The sequence below is a fragment of the Nocardia brasiliensis ATCC 700358 genome (assembly GCF_000250675.2).
Classification (GTDB): Bacteria; Actinomycetota; Actinomycetes; order Mycobacteriales; family Mycobacteriaceae; genus Nocardia; species Nocardia brasiliensis_B.
On the sequence record NC_018681.1, the window covers coordinates 8,221,847 to 8,238,259 of the forward strand.

Sequence of the window (16,413 nt, forward strand, 5' to 3'; positions counted from 1 at the left end):
TGGATACACCGTCCTCAATATGGATACACTGTAGCCATAGCTAGCGACGGATCGCAACGAAGGGAAACGATGACGAACTCGCCGCCGCCGGCCGCGCTGGTCTGGACCAAGGCGCAGCGCGCCCCCAGCCGCCGCGCCCCCAGCGTGGACCGCATCGTGCGCACCGCCGTCGAAATCGCCGATCGAGAGGGCCTCGACGCGGTGTCCATGCGCCGGGTCGCCAGCGCGCTCGCCTCCGGCACCGCGTCGCTGTACCGCTATGTGGCGGGGCGCGACGATCTGCTCGACCTGATGATCGACGCGGTGCACGGCGCAGCGCCGCTGCCCGCGCTCACGGGTGACTGGCGCACTGACCTGCGGGCCGTGGCCGAGCACACCCGCGCGACCCTGATCCGGCATCCGTGGCTCGGCACCGAACTCACCGGCAGGCCCGCGCTCGGCGCGAATTCGCTACGACTGCATGACATCGCGCTCGAGGCGGCTGGGTCGTTCACCCGCGACATCACCCTCGCGGCGGCCATCGTCGACACCGTCCAGGCCTATGTCTTCGGTGCCGTGGCCCAGCAACTGGCCGAGGAAAAGGCCCAGCGCCGAACGGGACTCACCGAGGCGCAGTGGCAGCAGTCGGTCGCGCCTTATATTCGCGGCGTCCTCGACAGCGGCGACTATCCCGAGTTCGCCAGGCGGGTGCGCGAGGCGGCCGATCCTGATGCGGCGCAGCGCTTCACGTTCGGACTGGACTGTGTGCTCGACGGGATCGCCGCCCGTCGACCGGATCAGTTGTAGGACTTGCCGACTCCGTCGAGCAGCCGCTCCAATGTATCGAAGGTGGGCGTGGTGATCACGTCGGCCAGGTCGGGCGCGACTCGCACGTTGTGCTCCGCCGCCACCGCGGCGAACTGGGCGGCAGCACCGGTGCGGAAGCCGTGTTCGGCGGCCAGCCGCTGCAATTCGGGGTCGGTGGCCAGCAGCCGCCCGATCCGGTCGCCCGGCTCGCCGAACGGCACCAGCGTGTGCCGGGACAGGATGGTCGGCGTCGGGTACAGCATCGTCATCTCGGGCTTCAGCAGCCCGCGCACCGCGGCGTCGATGAACTGCGCCTCGTACATCCAGACCAGCGGCGTCGGTCCCATCCCGGTCGCGAGGTAGGTCTCGAACGGCCCCTCGCTACTGCTCTGGGTGTACCCCTGGCCGACGAAAAGCCGTGCCACCGTGGGCAAGATGTTCTCCTCGGCGGAACCGCCCTGCACGATGGTGTTGTTGTTCGCGACGTAGCCCGCGATGGCGAGGTACATCGCGGCCGAGTTGGAGCTGCGCGGATCGGTCGTGGAGATCAGCACATTCTTGCTCGTGGGGTACACGTCGTTCGCCGCGAGCTGATCCCACCGCGTGTTGTTGCCGACCATCCGCAGGTACGGCCCCATGTCGAAGGTCGGCACCGGACCCTGGTGCACCACACCGGATTTGGCCAGCAGGTCGGCGATCGGTGTGAACGTCGCGATGGCCAGCGGCGAGGAGAACGGGATGTACTTCGTACTCACGTTGCGCTGCCGCTGGATTCGCTCGGCGGCCTGCTCGCTGGACGGAAAGGCGAAGTCGTACTTCGCCAGATCCACCGACGTGGCGATCTGCCGCGAACCCGCCGAATCCACCTCCGCCCGCAGGCCGTGGCGCGCGAGCGCGTCGATCACCTTCGGATCCTGGAAGAACGACATCTTCTCCGAGCCGATCACACCGCGCACCACCGCGAGCGGGGCCACCGGCGCGGCGGTCGTCGACGACGAGTTCGGCTGCCGCACCGCCAATGCCACAGCGACGACGGTCACCACGACCAGCGCGGCCACCACCGCGCCGACGACGGCGGGCACGAAACGCTTACTCGCCGACCACGGTTCACGCAGATCGTCGGATTCCACCGACTCGGGCGAGGCGTCGCGGGGCGCGGCATTTCCCCTGCGCGTCTTCACCTTTCCCACCGACGCGGCCGGTGTCGGCGTGCTCGCCTCGGGCGCCAGCTGCCGGCGCGCGAACCGCTCGACCAGAATCGGCACGAACTGGCGCACCGGATGTCCTTCGAACCGCCTGCGTCCCGCCCCCACCACGGCTTCGATGTGTTCGGCCGAGTATGTGCCACCGAAGTTTTCGACCAACCGCTCCGTCATCTGACGGATCGCCTGTTCCTCCCGAACAGTGTCGGCAACCACCACAAATCTCCTCGGCACGTCCATCGGATCACGTCTCGCGACGGCCCGCCCGGTCTGTCGCGCCGGCCAACCCTAGCCGCAACCGAGGCAGGGAAAAGGCGGCCGAACGGGCCTGCGCGCAGAAATTCAGGACAACCTCGCCGGGGCGCCATCCCCCGTTGCACTCGCGTTTGCCGAGTCGGCCCGAGCGCGCGGATGCGTCGAAGGGCTATCGTCGGCAGCAGTCGCGGAACAAGGAGATGCTCATGGGTCGGACCGCAGTTGTCACCGGTGCTTCGTCGGGGATCGGGAAGGCGACGGCCGCGGCGTTGGTGACGCGCGGCTATCGCGTGATCGGGACCAGCCGCAAACCCGAGGGCATCGAGCCCGACGCGCAGGTGCCCGGCGTGGAATATCGCGCGCTCGACCTGACCGACAACGCCTCGATCGCGGCGTTCGTCGCGGGGCTCGGCGAGGTCGACGTGCTGGTCAACAATGCGGGCGAAAGCCAGGCGGGGCCGCTGGCCGAACTACCGACGGATGCGGTGGAGCGACTGTTCCGGCTGAACGTGCTCGGGCCGATCGCACTCACCCAGGCGGTGCTGCCCGGCATGCGCGAGCGCCGCTACGGCCGGGTGGTGATGGTGGGTTCGATGATCGCCAGCTTCCCGATGCCGTATCGCTCGTCCTACGGCGCGACCAAAGCGGCGCTGAAGGGCTTCGCGGTGGCGGCGCGGTTCGAGGAGTCGCCGTTCGGCGTGTGGCTCACCACCGTCGAGCCGGGCCAGATCAACACCGGGCTGCGCGAACGGCGGACCAAGTACCTCGACGAAGGGTCGCCGCACACCGCAGACTTCACCCGCCTCATCGCGAAACTCGATGAGGCGCAAGGAAAAGGGATCACCGCGGACAAAGTCGCAGACACCATCGTGCGGGCGATCGAAGCCGACCGCCCGCAACCGCTCTACGCCGTGGGCAGCAATGCGCCCGTCATGTTCGGGGTACGGCGACTGTTGCCGCGCACGGTGCTGGAGCGACTGATCGCCCGCGTGCACGGCCTGTCGCGGTAGTCCGTCGCACTCAGCTCGCCAGCTGTGCCTGCCACATCCAGTGCAATTGCTCCAGCCGGGCAGCGAAGCCGATGAACAGATCCTGGGTCACCGGGTCGGCCTTCTCCGTCGTCTCGATCCGCTCGCGCAGCCGGGTGATCACCGCTGCGAGGTTCGCCACGACCTGGCTGATGACCTCGGTGTCCTGCTGCCAGCCGTCGGGGAAGCCCGCCGCGCCCGACTCCTTGGCGACGGTCTCGGCCCGGCCGTCCGGGCTGACGCCGATCGCGGTGGCCCGCTCGGCTGCCGCATCGGTGAAGTCGCGCGCCGCCGTCACCAATTCGTCCAGCGCCAGGTGCACCGACCGGAAGTTCCGCCCGACCACGTTCCAGTGCGCCTGCTTCGCGATCAGGGACAGATCGATCAGGTCGACCACCGTGGCGCGCAGCGTCTCCCCCGTGATCTTCTGCTGTTCCGGGTCGAGGGTGCTGGTGATGGGCTGAGTCATCGTTCACGCCTTTCTTGTCGGAGCCATGTCACCGACTGCCTACCCCGATCCGCGGCGCTGAATCCCCCGCTCACCAGTGACGCGCGCCATGTGACTCGAGTCGCGCGGCATGTGCGGCAAGGATCCCGGCCGCGCCGGCCGGTGGCGTCTGTTTGCGCCAGATCGCCCGGAACTTCCTGCTCAGCACCACCGGCCCGGCCACGCACACCTCGACGAGGGCGCCGCTGGCCAGGTCGCCGGCCGCGATCAACCGGCTCAGCACCGCGGGCGCGACGGCCGAGCGCGCGGCGGCACAGATCGCGACCGCGGACCCCAGTTCCGCCGCGGGCCGAGCCGGCTGGCACTCCGCCCCGAGGATCTCCCACACCGTGTCCCTGGTCCCCGAGCCCTGCTCGCGCCACAGCAGCGGCGTCGTCGCCAGCTCACGCAGCGTCACCGGTTTCCGGCGGCGCGCCCACGGGTGCGACTGCCCCACGACGACCACCAGTTCGTCCGCGCCGAGCACCCGGCTGCCGAGACCGGGCGGCGGATGCGGTCCCTCCACGAACCCGATATCGGCCACCCCGTCGCGGACCAGCGCCTCGACGTGCCTGGTGTTGTCCACTTCCAGCGATACCGCCACCTCGGGGCAGCTGGCACGCAAGGCGTTGAGCCACTGCGGAATCCGATGATCCGCGATGGTCTTCGAGGCCGCGACCCGCAAATGGGGCACCTCCGCCGCGTGCAGCGCCGCCACCCCGGCGTTGAAGGACCGCGCGGCCTCCAGCACCAGCCGGGCGTGCGCCACCACCGAGCGCCCGGCCTCGGTCAGCTCCGACCCGGTCGGGCCGCGATCCAGCAGCCGTAACCGCAATCGCCGCTCCAACGCGCTGACCCGCATACTCGCCGCGGGCTGACTGATCCCGTGCTGCCGCGCCGCAGCCCCCAGACTGCCCAGTTCCGCCACGGACACCAGCAGATCCAGCACGTCCAACTCTGGTGTCCCCGGCGGTAGCCTCATAACCATCGATTATGTGTGACGACGACCACTCCGACATCCCCACAACGGCACACACCCCCATCAGCCGCGCTTATCAGTTCCGGTTATGAGGTAGTGCCGGATCGGTGGGTACTGCGGGTTCTCGGGCGGATCGAATGTTGTAGGGGTGACACGCTTCAGACGGTTCGGGCCGGGTTTGCTGCTGGCGGCGGGGATAGCGACGGTGGCCACCCTGCTCGGTCGCATGGTGCCGGTGATCGGCGCTCCGGTGCTCGCACTGGTCATCGGCGCGGTGGTCAGTGCCGTTGGGCGGGGGGCGGTTTCGGATACGGGCCGGTTCGGAGCAGGCTTGATCGCGACCAGGAAGCGGCTTCTCGGGGCCGCGATCGTGCTGCTGGGCCTGGGGCTGCCGGTGGGATCGGTGCTGACGGTCGGGCGGGACACCGCCGTGGTCCTGATCGGCACCCTGGTGGTCGGCGCGACGGCCGCGGTCGTCATCGGGAGAATGCTTGCGCTGGAACGGGAATCGGCGACACTGGTGGCCGTCGGCACGACGATCTGCGGCGCTTCGGCGATCGCCGCGGCGACGGCGGTGCTGAAACCACACCGGGACCGGGTGGCGTACGCGCTCGGCACCATCTTCGTCTTCAATGTCGTTGCCGTGCTGGCCTATCCGCCACTGGGCCGCGTGCTCGGCCTGTCCCAGGAAGCGTTCGGGCTGTGGGCAGGCACCGCGATCAACGACACCTCGTCGGTGCTCGCCGCCGGGGTGATGTTCGGTCCCGCCGCCGCGCACTTCGCGGTGATCGTGAAACTCGTCCGCAGCCTGATGATCGTGCCGATGTGCCTGGGGCTCTATTTCACCAAGCGCCGCACCGATACCGACGCGAGCGCCAAAAGCACCGTCCTGCACTCTTTTCCACTGTTCGTGGTGCTGTTCCTCGTCGCCTCGGTGATCGCCGGACTCGGCGTGCTGCCCGACGCGGCGGCTCCGGCGCTCGCCCACCTCAGCGCGTGGCTGATCGCCGCGGTCCTCGCCTCGATCGGCACCTCGCTCACCTGGCGGCAGCTGCGCAGCGCCGGCGGGCCAGGTCGACGACCGGGCGGCTCAGCATGCCGCTGAACAGGTGGTCGAGCTCGCCCACCTGCCGCCGGACCGTCGCGACGATCTCCGGATGCGCGTGCCCGAGAATCGCGCTCATCTGACCGGACGTGAAATCCAGTATCTCCCTGCCACTTTCGGTGTATAGAAAGCTCCCGGCGGCCCGGGAGATGATCTCCGGACTGAAGGCGCCCGCACCCGCGTAGCGCACGAGATGACGGTCGGCATCACGCCAGAATTCGGTCGCGGACAGTGGCGCGGCGGTGGAGGAAGCCATGCACCGACGGTAAGGCGGCGCGAGCGACACGTCCATCTCACAATTCCGGCTGTGCTGTACGGCTGAGCCGAACAACAATGGACCCATGCTCAACCCATGGCGACTGCGCCTGCTCAGCCAGCTGGACACCCTCGGCACCGTGCGCGCGGTGGCGCAGGCGGCGAACCTGAGCCCGTCCAGCGTCTCCCAGCAGCTCGCGGTGCTCGAGGCCGAAACCCGGACCCGGCTGCTGGAACGCACCGGCCGCCGGGTCCGGCTCACCCCGGCGGGACTGCTGCTCGCGCGCCGTGCCCGCGCGCTGCTCGACCACATGGGCACCGTGGAAGCCGAACTACGCGGCCTCGGCGACGAGCCGGTCGGCTTGATCCGGCTCGGCGCCTTCCAAAGCGCCATCCATTCCCTCTGCGTGCCCGCGGTGCGCCGGCTCGCAATCTCCCATCCGCACATCGAGGTGGAACTGCACGAGCTGGAACCGCACGAGAGCATGCGCGCGCTGCGCGTCGGCGACGCCGATATCATCATCACCACAACGGATTTCGTCGAGCAGCCGCTCGGCCCGGACATCGACATCGTGCCCCTGGCGACCGATCCGATCGTGCTCGTACTGCCGCCGGGCCGGTCCGCGCGCGGGCCCGCCGATCTCGCCGCCTACGCCGACGAGCCGTGGGCCTTCGATATGCCGAAGTCGTATATGGCGAACCTGGCGACTCGGCTCTGCCGCGAATCCGGCTTCGAACCCCGCGTCGTGTGCCGCTTCAGCAACTATCTGATGACGCTGCAACATGTCGAAGCCGGATTGTCGATCACGCTGCTGCCCGGCCTCGCCGTCGACCCGCGCTACCAGGTCACCACCCGGGAGTTGAGCAGCCCGGTGACCCGGACGATCACGGCCGTCATCCGGCGGGGCGCACCACCCCGATCCGCGGTGCACACCGTGCTCGCGGCGCTGCGCAGCACCGGAGAACTGCCGGTCGGCGGCGCCATCGCCGAGTGAGAAACCGCGGGTAAACCAGCTAATTTCGACTATCTAATACTTAGTTATCGTTTCGTTATAGTTTTACTGTGTGTCTGAATTCGCCATCTTCGATTTATGCCCGATGATTGTAAATCGGATCCGCTTGGACATAGATCACCGTGATGTTCTCGAATGTATTCGAAGACTTTGGTGCAGTCCGGTTTCGCCATCAGATGCGGCGTCGCGCGACCCGCCGGAGCCTTCGAGACGACCATCGGAGGACTTGATCATGGCATCGCAGACCGACGACGTCCGAACTACCCGCTTCCTGCGCCGAGTGCTCTGGTGGGCACTCGCCGCAGGCGTGACCCTCGCAGGCGCACTCGCCGCACTGCTGGTCACCTCCGGAACAGCAGCGGCACAACCGATCACCGTGCCGGGCATCGGCACCGTGCAGGTGCCGGACGAATTACCCCTTCCCGCAGGAATTCCCGGAAACCCGGCACCGCAGCCGGAGAGCGCGCCGATCGCAGCTCCCGCCCCGACCGAGTTCTCCGCCTTCGGCATCGAATTCACGCTGCCGGAGATTCCCGGCTTCGAATACCCCAGCCTGGCAGGCTTTCCCGGCATCACCATGCCGAATGAGCCACTACTGCACGAGACTCCGCTGAAGTCGCCCGGCGAGGTCGCGGTCGAGGCCGCCCGTACCAAGCTCGGCGCAGACTACGGCGCGTCCGCGGGGCCCGACTCGTTCGACTGCTCCGGCCTGGTCCAGTGGTCCTACGAGCAGGCCGGCGTCGACGTGCCACGCACCAGCTACGACCAGCTCGCCGCCGGAACCCCGGTCGCACGAGACGAATTGCAGCCCGGCGACCTGGTGTCGTTCTACGGCGGCGGCCACTCCGCGCTGTACGCCGGTGACGGCAAGGTCATCCACGCCTCGACCTACGGCACCGGTGTCACCGAATCCTCGATGGACACGATGCCGTTCGCCGGTGCTTGCCGCTTCCGCGACTAGCACATCCGGGTAACCCGCTCAGCGGTTGCGCTGGACACGAGCGATCCGGCGATCCATCACCCAGGCCAGCAGGCCGGGGACCACACCCGCGAGCCAGCGCGTCAGCCGGGCGGCCGGCGAGGGCACGACCGTGGCGCGACCGCGCGCCGCGCCGATCAGCAGGGCGTGCGCGACTTCGCCTGCGCTGATGGGTGTTCCGGCGCTCAGCGCGCGCAGCTCCGGCGGCTTGGTCGCCGCCTCGGCGGCCAGTTGCGGGGTGTCGACATCGGGCGGCAGGACGACGGTGACGGTGATGCCGCGCGGTTTCAGTTCTTGGCGCAATACCTCGCACAGCGCGCGCACGGCGAACTTACTGGGACTGTATGCGCCGTAACCGAAACAGGGCAGCACGCCCGCCAGGGACGAGATGACCGTGATGCTGCTCCCGGTGCCCGCGTCGAGATCGGGCAGCGCCGCTCGGATCGCATGCAGCGCACCGAAGTAGTTGACCTCCATATGTCTGGTGAAGTCGGCATCGACGAGCCGGTCGAAATAGTCCGGCTTGGCGATACCCGCGCACACGATCACCGCGCCGATCGCGCCGTGCCGCGCGCGTGCCGCGTCGACGGCGGCGCCGACCTGCTCCTTGCGCGTGACGTCGGCGGCGAACACCGCCAGTGGACGGTTCTGCTGGTCCGCTTCCTCGGAAAGACGCCGCAGGGCATGGTCTTCGAGCGCGACGACGCTGACCCTGGCGCCCATGGCCAAGGCCAGTTCGGTCACCTCCAGTCCGATGCCGCTACTGCCGCCGGTCACCACCACGTGGCGTCCGGCCCAGTAGTCCGTCACCTCGGCGGGCAGGGTGGAGAGTGCGCGGGTCGATTCGGTCGATAACGAGATGCTCATGGCGGGCACTTCCTTTCGTCACGACCCATGCTGCGGGGCGGACGTCAGAAGAATGCGAGACGAGCGGCAAAGCCAGGTAAGAACTCGAGCGATTCAGGCGTCTTCGGCAGGCTCGTCCGCGGTACGCGGGGCCGTACCGGACAACCGGACCACACCGGCCTCCAGGTCTACATCGACGCGGGGACGGTGCCCTTGCCCGGCACTGTCTTCGCTGCCCTCGTCGGCCAGCTTCTGGCCCGGAAACAGTTCTCCCATTACACCCACGAATCCACGATAGCTCGGTCCACCGCACCGCGGCCGCGGGCGCGACGCGAAGCCGTCGGTCAGCGCTGTGCGTCGGGGGTGGTCAGCGCATCGACTACAGCGGACAGGGCCCGAGTGCGGGGTTTGTCCCGGCGCAGGACCACGGCGATGGTTCGGTGCAGCGGCGGAGTCAGCGAGCGGGCCGTCAAGCGCCCGTCGTCGCGAGCGGGCAATGCCATGCGCGGCAGAATCGCGTAGCCGAGACCCGCGCCGACCAATTCCTTGATCGCGGCCACACTGCCCAATTCCATCACCGGCTTGACGGTGTGTCCCGCGGCGGCGAACCATCGATCGACGAGTCGGCGTGTGTTACCGCCGGGATCGAACAGCACCAGCGGCCGAGACGCGAGCGCGGCGGCTGTGGTCCTGGCCGGCGGCGCGGCGGCGTCCGCAGCCGCGACCAGTACGAATTCGTCCTGCCGGACCGGGGTCACCTCGAAGGCGCGGCCGGGAATGGGCATGGTGAGCAAACCCAGGTCGATGCGGTTCTCCGCGAGCAGGTGCAGCAGAGCGTCGGTGTTACCGGTGTGCACGATGAGGTCGAGCGCCGGGAACCGGCCACGCAACCCGCGCAGGACCGGCGGCAGCAGGTACACGCACGCGGTCTCGCCGGTACCGAGCCGGACTCGCCCGGCAGTGCCCTCCGTGTAGTGCGCGAGGCTGTCCACCGCGACCGACACCGCGTCTTCGATCCGTGCCGCGTGCGCCAGCAGTTCGGCCCCGGCCGCGGTCGGGCGCACCTGTCGACCTACCCGCTCCAGCAGAGTTACGCCCAAACGGTTTTCGAGTTGCCGCAGGCGCAGGCTGACGGCCGGCTGGGTGATGCCCAACCGTTGCGCCGCACGCGAAAAGCTGCCGCACTCGACGACTTGCACGAACGTGCGCAGCTGATCGAGGTCCAGCGCGCCCATACCCAAGCCCTTCTTATGTCCTGTATCAGAGTCATCAGCATTGCTTATCGTCGAACCACAGTGTCGGCGAAGCGGAGGGCCCCATGGACGCGAAGCTGCGAAAGGCGGTGCGCTTCCTCGGTGTTTCCCAGCTGGTCTGCTGGGGCGTCACCTACTACCTCGTGGGCATCTTCGGCGGCGGCATCGGTGCGGATCTCGGTTGGAGCGAAACCCGGGTCCAGGGTGGGTTTTCAGTGGCGCTGCTGGTGATGGGCTGCGCTTCGCCGCTGGTCGGCCGCTGCATCGACCGGTTCGGCGGCAGGCCCGTCCTCGCGACCGGTTCGGTGCTGGCGGGGCTGGGCTGCGCGGGTGTCGCCACGACGAGCACCGTTGGCTGGTACTACCTTTCGTGGATCGTGCTGGGCGCGGCCATGCGGTGCACGCTCTACGATGCCGCGTTCGCGACGCTGGCCTGCCTCGGCGGCGGCCACGCGAAACGGCCGATGTCGCAGATCACGCTGCTGGGCGGGTTGGCGTCCACAGTGTTCTGGCCGATCGGTCACGGTCTGGCCGAGGCGCTGGGCTGGCGCGGTGCAGTGCTCGTCTATGCCGGGTTCGCGCTGTCGACCCTGCCGATGCATCTCGCGATACCGCGCCACGGGCCGCTACCGGTCGAAACCCGCACTCCCGCAGCCGCACCCGTTGCCGCCGCACGCGATGACCGCGTTGCGGCGGTCTTATATGCGGCGATCATGACCGGGGTGGGCTTTCTGGCCTCGGGACTGTCCGCCCATCTGATCGGCATACTCACCGGCCTCGGCTTGGCGGTCGGCACCGCGGTGTGGGTGTCGACCCTGCGCGGCATCGCCCAGTCCGCGGCCCGGCTCGGTGACGTGTTGTTCGGACGAAGCTTGGCGGCACCGGATCTGAACCTGATCTCCCTTGCGCTGCTGCTGTTCTCGTTTCTCGTCGGCTTCGGCGGCGGGCGGATGCTGGTGCTCGCCGCGGCCTGCGCCGCGCTGTACGGCGCCGGAAACGGGCTGGCCACCATCACCCGGGGCACGTTGCCGCTGGCCCTGTTTCCGGCGCACGGCTACGGGGCCCGCGTCGGACGACTGCTGCTGCCCAGCTTTCTGCTCTCCGCCGCCGCACCGCTGGTCTACGCCGTCGTTCTCGAAAACTACGGGGCCACCGGCGCTTTGACGTTGTCCGCGGTGCTCTCGGCCGGGATGGTGGCCGCCGGGTTCGCGCTACGACGCAGAGCCAGGGCGATTGCCGCGAACAGTGCGACGGTCAGCCAGATGTAGGCGTTGCGGTAGAACAGGACCGGATGTCCGCGCGCGGCATAGTCGAACACGCTCACCAGCGTCGGATCGAGAAACGCCAGGACGCCACCGGAGACGAAGAGCGCCGTCACCACGAACGCCGACGGCACGACCAGGCCACCGCGGCGCAACGCCAGATCGCCCAGGTAGATGAGCAACGGTGCGAGCCAAACCCAATGGTGCACCCAGCTGAACGGCGACACCGCCGTCATCGTGACGCCGACGCACACCACGGCGGGCAGTTCACGTCCGGACAGCGACAGCCGGCGTGCCAGGTACAGACAGATCGCCGCCAGCGCCGCCGCCCCGGCCAGCCACAGCACTTGGTGCGCGCCTGCGACGCCGACCGAGCGGGCGATCATGCCGCGCAAGGACTCGTTCGACAGGTTGGCGGGCTCGCCGACGCGGGCCGGATCGATGAACGCGCCACCCCAGAAGGTCACCGAATCCTTCGGCAGCACAGCGAAACCGACCGCCACCGTGGCGACGAACGCGCCCGCCGCCGTCGCGGCCGCCCGGTAGCGCCGGGTGACGAGTAGGTACAGCACGAAGAAGGCGGGTGTCAGCTTGATGCCCGCGGCGACACCGGTCAGCACGCCCTTCCACCGCGACGTGTCGGGCAGGGCCAGGTCGGCGATGACGAGCAGCAACAGGAGGATGTTGATCTGCCCGAACGCCATGGTCTGCCGGATCGGCTCGCACCACAGCAGCAGGCCGCCGATCGAGCCGGCCGCGACCGCGAGGCGCAGGTCGCGCCGGTAGCCGAGCAGCGACAGCGCCGCCCAGCAGGAGCCGGCCAGCATGGCGAAGTTCCCGAACCCGCCGACGAGCGTGTACAGGTCGCCGTGCAGCCAGCGCAGCGGGACGAACAGCAGCGCGGCGAACGGCGTGTAGACGAACTCCCAGACGCCGCGGGTATTGCCGAGCAACGGACTGTCATAGACCGAAACCCCGTGGCTCACCCGGTCCCCGGCGATCTGATAGACGCTCAAATCCATCAGATGCAGCATCACCTGCCGGTGCTCGAGCACCTGCACCAGGTAATAACCACCCGCGACGAACCCGGCGGCGACGATCGCCCACCACACCACCGGTGCGATAGTGCGCGGCTCGTGCTGCTCGGCCACAGACGACGTCTCGATGTTCTCGATCGTCGATGACGACAAACTCACTCCCAGCGATCGGACTCCGTTTGCGCCACCCCACGGTAGTGGCATCCCGGCGCGCATTCCACCGGGGCCACCTGGGTATCTCCTGGGAACATTTGTTCAAGACAGGACACCGCGACATCGGCGACAGTAGAGATATGCGCAGCTACGAGGTGGGGACCGTCCCCATTGACCGTGATGTCGAGGACGGCTGGGAGGTCGTGCATCCGACCGCCGAGGCCGCCCTCGACGGCGTGCTGATGGCCGGGTTCCGCGATCGCGCGGGCGCCGGGCTGGACCTGCGGGTGCTGCCGCAGCCCACGGTCGTCGTCATCGTCGGCATCGGGGACAACCCGGTCACGGTGCACGGTGCGGCCGGATCCCGGGCGCTGCCGAGTTTCGTCGCCACGCTGTCGCCCGGCCCGGCTCGTATCCACGGGGAACACGTCGAATGCGTCGAGGTGCGTTTGTCGCCGCGGGCCGCCTACGGCCTGCTCGGCGTCTCGCCGCGCGAACTGAACGGGTCCGTCACCGAGCTCGGGGAGCTGTGGGGGCCGCAGGAGCGACGGCTGCGCGAGCAGCTCGCCGACGCCGCGAGCTGGTCGCAGCGGCTCGCCCTGACGCGTGCGTTCCTCCTGCAGCGGGGCGCGGCGGCGCCGCCGATGGCGCCGGAGGTCGCGACCTCGTGGGACACCATCGTCGCCCACCGCGGTCAGATCCGGGTGGACGACCTCGCCGCGTCCTGCGGCTGGAGCCGAAAGCGGTTGTGGGCCAGGTTCAATGATCAGATCGGCCTGTCCCCCAAACGCGCCGCCATGCTGGTCCGTTTCGACCACGCCGCTCGCGCGCTGCGCGCGGGCAAGACCGCCGGTGAAGTCGCCGTGAGCTGTGGGTACGCCGATCAACCGCACCTGAACCGGGACCTGCTCGCGCTGGCCGGCTGCACGCCGAGCGCGCTGGCCGGGCGGGTCACCTCCGCCGGCTGAGTCCCCGGCTCCCATTCGTATCGCTGCGCTTTCGTACTGCGTTGTGCGCGTTGCCAACCCGAGAAGACAGGAAGACACCCATGCCAGACACCGATGTCCGAGCCACCGAAAGCGCCGATCGCGACCTGATCGTACGGCTCGCCTTCGGCAGTTTCGCCGCGCAAACCCTGCGCAGCGCAATCGAATTGCAGATAGTTCCGCTGCTCGGCAGCACGCCGCGGCAGGCCGCCGAGGTGGCCGCGGCGGCCGGGACCGCGCCCGAACCCACGCTCCGGCTGCTGCGTGCGCTGGCCGGATTGGGACTGCTGACCGAACACGACCCGGGCTCCTTCACCTCGACTTCGGCAGGGGCACTGCTCGATCCGGGCAACCCGGAGTCGCTGACGTCGTTCGTCCGCATGTTCACCGACCCGGCGATCATCCGGGCCTGGGAGCATCTGGACGGCAGCATCCGCACCGGCGACATCGCGTTCGACCGAGTGTTCGGCACCGATTTCTTCAGTCATCTCGCCGAACGTCCCGAGCTGTCCGCCGAATTCAACGCGGCGATGAGCCAGGCCGTCGCGGAGACCGCCGCCGCGTTGCCGACAGCGTTCGATTTCGGCCGGTTCCACTCGGTCACCGATGTCGGCGGCGGCGACGGCACCTTGCTCGCCGCGGTGCTGGCCGCGCATCCGGCGCTGCGCGGCGTCGTCTTCGATACCGCGGAGGGTTTGGCCCAAGCACCGAAAACGTTGGCGGACAACGGTGTCAGTGATCGGTGCACGCTCGGCGCCGGTGACTTCTTCCGTGCGGTGCCGACGGGGTCGGACCTCTACCTGATCAAGAGCGTGCTGCACGATTGGACCGACGAACAGGCCGTCACCATCCTGCGGCACTGCCGCGAGGCGCTGCCGCAGGACGGTCTCGTGCTGATCGTGGAGCCGGTGCTGCCCGCTGTCGTCGATCCCGCCGCCGACAGCGCCGACGGCGGGATCACCTATCTCAGCGACCTCAACATGCTGGTCAATGTCGGCGGCCGGGAACGCACCCGCGCGGACTTCGCGGACCTGTGCGCGCGGGCGGGGCTGCGGCTCACCGCGGTGACACCGCTGCTCGCGGCCGCGCCCTACTCGCTGCTCGAAGCCGTGGCCGCCGACCACTGAGGGGAGGTCAGACGCCTGCCGCGCCGCCCTGCATAGCGATGACGAAGCCGCCCTCGCCGTTGGCGTCGGTGCCGGTGTCGAGGACCTTGTCGTCCAGGAAGGCGGCGGCCTGCTGGTCGAGGAAGATTCGGGAGCCGTCGGCGTTCAGGACCTGGTCCTGGGCGCCCGGCGCCGCAGCGACCTCGAGCTGTAAGGTCTCGGCGCCGTCGGTGGTGGAGATGCGCAGGCCCGCCTCCTGCGGCGTGCCGTCGGCGGAGGTGATGGTGCGGACAACCTCGATGGCGGTGGGGGTGAGCATCAACATATGTCTGGTTCCTTCCCGCTGTCGTGCGAGTCAGCCGGTGCGGCGGACCCCGGAAACGCAGGCCGACCGTCGTCATGTCACGGCGGCGGTCGGCACCGGCGTTCTCTGAGGGGTAGCCATGAGCTGTGCCCCGAAACTTCCTTTCTCGGGACACTCCGCATTTCACCTGCTCGGCGCGGCATTGTGACCCTCGCCGCACCGACCGAGCGGCGGTCGGCCACCCGAGCCGGGCTGCGCGGGAAAGGCTCAGTTGACCTTCGGCTGGCTGATCGCGCACAGCCAGGTGCCGTCGGGCTGCCGGCGCAGCACGTCCACGGTGATCTCGCCGTTGGGCCATTGGTGTGCGCTCAGCGCGATATCGCCCGTCACGAGCGGTTGCTGCCGCGCACCGATCTCGAAAACCGGTCCGGTAGCGAGGAATTGCGCGTAGGCCTCGCGGATCGCCGGGATGCCGCTGACCACCGGGCCGCCGGGAATCGCGAGCACAGCGTCGGGTTCGTACAGCGCGGCCAAGCCCGCCGCGTCCCCCGCCGCCACCAGTTCGACGAACACGTCGATCACGTCCTCCGGCTGCGCAATGCGCACCCGGCTCTCGATCTCACTCATGCCGCCAGCGTCGCAGACCGGTCGCACGCCGCGCGAAAACCCGTACAGCCCTTGTCAACTTCCCGTAGGCACAACCGCTACCCGACAGCCCCTGGGCCGCGACGCAATTTTCAGCTATGTTTCAGCTACCAGAAGACACTGCCCGACTCGACACCCGCGCATCGTTCGATCCGATCGAGGAGAGTGCATGAACATCACCGGAAAGCTGGCGGGAATCGCCGTCACAGTCGCCGCGGCACCCCTGCTGAGCACGACATCCGCGCAGGCCGTCACCCCCGACACCGTCTATTTCAGCTACGGCGACGAGGTGAACTGCGCGATCACCGCCGACGGTATCGTCGGCTGCGATGTCACGCCGAATCGCGTGCCCGCCGTCGCGGCGGGCGACACCTGGGTACCGCTGCCGGTCCCGATCAATCAGGTCATCATCGACCAGCCGGGACTGCCCGCCCATCCGGGCCTCACGCCCAAGGCGTTCACCCTGCCGGGCGGAAATCCACGGATGAGCGATGTCAAAACCGGCGAGGGCTACGCCAGTATCGAGGTCGCGCACGGCGGCGCAACCTGCGTCGCGACCGGCGGGCACTACTCGGGCCCCGGCCTTTCCTGCACCGCGAAAGGCCATGCCTTCTCGCTCTACGCCACCGGCGGCGGCTTCCGGTCCGGCATCCTCATGAGCTGAAGCACGACCGGGCTGTCACGTAACGGTTAGTGTTTCAAAACTGCTGAGATTTCGTATTTGATAGCATC

General features: G+C 68.7%; 17 protein-coding genes and 2 pseudogenes. 9 read left to right on the forward strand and 10 right to left on the reverse strand.

Annotated features, from left to right (window positions below; genetic code table 11):
• Positions 1-69: 69 nt before the first annotated feature.
• Positions 70-786 carry a TetR/AcrR family transcriptional regulator C-terminal domain-containing protein gene (locus O3I_RS36705; protein WP_014988110.1) on the forward strand — a complete coding sequence of 239 codons (717 nt, stop codon included), beginning with the start codon at positions 70-72 and terminating at the stop codon, positions 784-786.
• Here the strand turns inward: O3I_RS36705 and O3I_RS36710 are convergent.
• A complete protein-coding gene (locus tag O3I_RS36710) occupies positions 777-2,204 on the reverse strand; it encodes a three-helix bundle dimerization domain-containing protein (protein WP_237748196.1) in 1,428 nt (475 codons plus the stop codon). The genes O3I_RS36705 and O3I_RS36710 overlap by 10 nt on opposite strands.
• A gap of 245 nt (positions 2,205-2,449) precedes the next feature.
• On the opposite strand from O3I_RS36710, the gene O3I_RS36715 reads away from it, so the two are divergent.
• Positions 2,450-3,253 carry an SDR family oxidoreductase gene (locus tag O3I_RS36715; RefSeq protein WP_014988112.1) on the forward strand — a complete coding sequence of 268 codons (804 nt, stop codon included), beginning with the start codon at positions 2,450-2,452 and terminating at the stop codon, positions 3,251-3,253.
• 10 nt (positions 3,254-3,263) lie between these two features.
• Here O3I_RS36715 and O3I_RS36720 read toward each other — a convergent pair whose 3' ends face one another.
• Both O3I_RS36720 and O3I_RS36725 read right to left on the reverse strand, forming a co-directional pair.
• Positions 3,264-3,740, reverse strand: a complete 477-nt coding sequence (locus O3I_RS36720) for a Dps family protein (protein ID WP_014988113.1) — start codon at positions 3,738-3,740, stop codon at positions 3,264-3,266.
• Positions 3,741-3,810: 70 nt separating this feature from the next.
• Positions 3,811-4,740 carry a LysR substrate-binding domain-containing protein gene (locus O3I_RS36725; RefSeq protein WP_041563106.1) on the reverse strand — a complete coding sequence of 310 codons (930 nt, stop codon included), beginning with the start codon at positions 4,738-4,740 and terminating at the stop codon, positions 3,811-3,813.
• A 145-nt stretch (positions 4,741-4,885) separates the two neighbouring features.
• On the opposite strand from O3I_RS36725, the gene O3I_RS36730 reads away from it, so the two are divergent.
• Complete coding sequence (locus O3I_RS36730) at positions 4,886-5,842, forward strand: YeiH family protein (RefSeq protein WP_014988115.1); 957 nt, start codon at positions 4,886-4,888, stop codon at positions 5,840-5,842.
• On the opposite strand, the pseudogene O3I_RS36735 reads toward O3I_RS36730, so the two are convergent.
• A pseudogene (locus tag O3I_RS36735) lies at positions 5,799-6,098 on the reverse strand (aminotransferase class III-fold pyridoxal phosphate-dependent enzyme); the annotation flags it as partial. The gene O3I_RS36730 and the pseudogene O3I_RS36735 overlap by 44 nt on opposite strands.
• An 85-nt stretch (positions 6,099-6,183) precedes the next feature.
• Here O3I_RS36735 and O3I_RS36740 point away from each other — a divergent pair.
• Together O3I_RS36740 and O3I_RS43460 are read left to right on the forward strand one after the other, a co-directional pair.
• The gene (locus O3I_RS36740) at positions 6,184-7,092 is read left to right on the forward strand and encodes a LysR family transcriptional regulator (RefSeq protein WP_014988117.1); all 909 of its coding nucleotides are present in this window, start codon (positions 6,184-6,186) and stop codon (positions 7,090-7,092) included.
• 250 nt (positions 7,093-7,342) lie between these two features.
• Positions 7,343-8,071: a C40 family peptidase gene (locus tag O3I_RS43460; RefSeq protein WP_014988118.1), complete on the forward strand. Its 729-nt coding sequence runs from the start codon at positions 7,343-7,345 to the stop codon at positions 8,069-8,071.
• An 18-nt stretch (positions 8,072-8,089) separates the two neighbouring features.
• Here O3I_RS43460 and O3I_RS36750 read toward each other — a convergent pair whose 3' ends face one another.
• The 3 genes from O3I_RS36750 to O3I_RS36755 form a co-directional block, all read right to left on the reverse strand.
• On the reverse strand, positions 8,090-8,956 hold the full coding sequence (locus O3I_RS36750) for an SDR family NAD(P)-dependent oxidoreductase (RefSeq protein ID WP_014988119.1): 867 nt from the start codon (positions 8,954-8,956) through the stop codon (positions 8,090-8,092).
• A gap of 93 nt (positions 8,957-9,049) precedes the next feature.
• On the reverse strand, positions 9,050-9,220 hold the full coding sequence (locus tag O3I_RS45800; RefSeq protein WP_167829199.1) for a hypothetical protein: 171 nt from the start codon (positions 9,218-9,220) through the stop codon (positions 9,050-9,052).
• A gap of 59 nt (positions 9,221-9,279) precedes the next feature.
• A complete protein-coding gene (locus tag O3I_RS36755) occupies positions 9,280-10,170 on the reverse strand; it encodes a LysR family transcriptional regulator (protein WP_014988121.1) in 891 nt (296 codons plus the stop codon).
• Between the two features lie 83 nt (positions 10,171-10,253).
• On the opposite strand from O3I_RS36755, the gene O3I_RS46695 reads away from it, so the two are divergent.
• A complete protein-coding gene (locus O3I_RS46695) occupies positions 10,254-11,456 on the forward strand; it encodes an MFS transporter (RefSeq protein ID WP_014988122.1) in 1,203 nt (400 codons plus the stop codon).
• Between the two features lie 224 nt (positions 11,457-11,680).
• Here O3I_RS46695 and O3I_RS36760 read toward each other — a convergent pair.
• Positions 11,681-12,703, reverse strand: a pseudogene (locus O3I_RS36760) (glycosyltransferase 87 family protein); the annotation flags it as partial.
• A 77-nt stretch (positions 12,704-12,780) separates the two neighbouring features.
• Between O3I_RS36760 and O3I_RS36765 the strand changes: the two are divergent.
• On the forward strand, positions 12,781-13,608 hold the full coding sequence (locus O3I_RS36765; protein WP_014988123.1) for a helix-turn-helix domain-containing protein: 828 nt from the start codon (positions 12,781-12,783) through the stop codon (positions 13,606-13,608).
• A gap of 80 nt (positions 13,609-13,688) precedes the next feature.
• On the forward strand, positions 13,689-14,753 hold the full coding sequence (locus O3I_RS36770; RefSeq protein WP_014988124.1) for a methyltransferase: 1,065 nt from the start codon (positions 13,689-13,691) through the stop codon (positions 14,751-14,753).
• 7 nt (positions 14,754-14,760) lie between these two features.
• On the opposite strand, the gene O3I_RS36775 is transcribed toward O3I_RS36770, so the two are convergent.
• Positions 14,761-15,057 (reverse strand): hypothetical protein, encoded by a 297-nt coding sequence (locus O3I_RS36775; RefSeq protein ID WP_014988125.1) that lies wholly within the window; start codon positions 15,055-15,057, stop codon positions 14,761-14,763.
• A 246-nt stretch (positions 15,058-15,303) separates the two neighbouring features.
• Entirely contained in the window at positions 15,304-15,663 is a 360-nt protein-coding gene (locus O3I_RS36780; protein ID WP_014988126.1) for a YybH family protein, read from the reverse strand.
• Between the two features lie 187 nt (positions 15,664-15,850).
• On the opposite strand from O3I_RS36780, the gene O3I_RS36785 reads away from it, so the two are divergent.
• The gene (locus tag O3I_RS36785; protein WP_014988127.1) at positions 15,851-16,345 is read left to right on the forward strand and encodes a hypothetical protein; all 495 of its coding nucleotides are present in this window, start codon (positions 15,851-15,853) and stop codon (positions 16,343-16,345) included.
• Positions 16,346-16,413: the final 68 nt, after the last annotated feature.

Bases quoted from the DNA above. Each gene is read 5' to 3' on its own strand.
- O3I_RS36725 (WP_041563106.1), bottom strand. From the start codon at position 4,740: ATGAGGCTACCGCCGGGGACACCAGAGTTGGACGTGCTGGATCTGCTG.
- O3I_RS36720 (WP_014988113.1), bottom strand. From the start codon at position 3,740: ATGACTCAGCCCATCACCAGCACCCTCGACCCGGAACAGCAGAAGATC.
- O3I_RS36775 (WP_014988125.1), bottom strand. From the start codon at position 15,057: ATGTTGATGCTCACCCCCACCGCCATCGAGGTTGTCCGCACCATCACC.
- O3I_RS36785 (WP_014988127.1), top strand. From the start codon at position 15,851: ATGAACATCACCGGAAAGCTGGCGGGAATCGCCGTCACAGTCGCCGCG.
- O3I_RS36740 (WP_014988117.1), top strand. From the start codon at position 6,184: ATGCTCAACCCATGGCGACTGCGCCTGCTCAGCCAGCTGGACACCCTC.
- O3I_RS43460 (WP_014988118.1), top strand. From the start codon at position 7,343: ATGGCATCGCAGACCGACGACGTCCGAACTACCCGCTTCCTGCGCCGA.
- O3I_RS36755 (WP_014988121.1), bottom strand. From the start codon at position 10,170: ATGGGCGCGCTGGACCTCGATCAGCTGCGCACGTTCGTGCAAGTCGTC.
- O3I_RS36765 (WP_014988123.1), top strand. From the start codon at position 12,781: ATGCGCAGCTACGAGGTGGGGACCGTCCCCATTGACCGTGATGTCGAG.
- O3I_RS36750 (WP_014988119.1), bottom strand. From the start codon at position 8,956: ATGAGCATCTCGTTATCGACCGAATCGACCCGCGCACTCTCCACCCTG.
- O3I_RS36780 (WP_014988126.1), bottom strand. From the start codon at position 15,663: ATGAGTGAGATCGAGAGCCGGGTGCGCATTGCGCAGCCGGAGGACGTG.
- O3I_RS36770 (WP_014988124.1), top strand. From the start codon at position 13,689: ATGCCAGACACCGATGTCCGAGCCACCGAAAGCGCCGATCGCGACCTG.
- O3I_RS36715 (WP_014988112.1), top strand. From the start codon at position 2,450: ATGGGTCGGACCGCAGTTGTCACCGGTGCTTCGTCGGGGATCGGGAAG.
- O3I_RS46695 (WP_014988122.1), top strand. From the start codon at position 10,254: ATGGACGCGAAGCTGCGAAAGGCGGTGCGCTTCCTCGGTGTTTCCCAG.
- O3I_RS36705 (WP_014988110.1), top strand. From the start codon at position 70: ATGACGAACTCGCCGCCGCCGGCCGCGCTGGTCTGGACCAAGGCGCAG.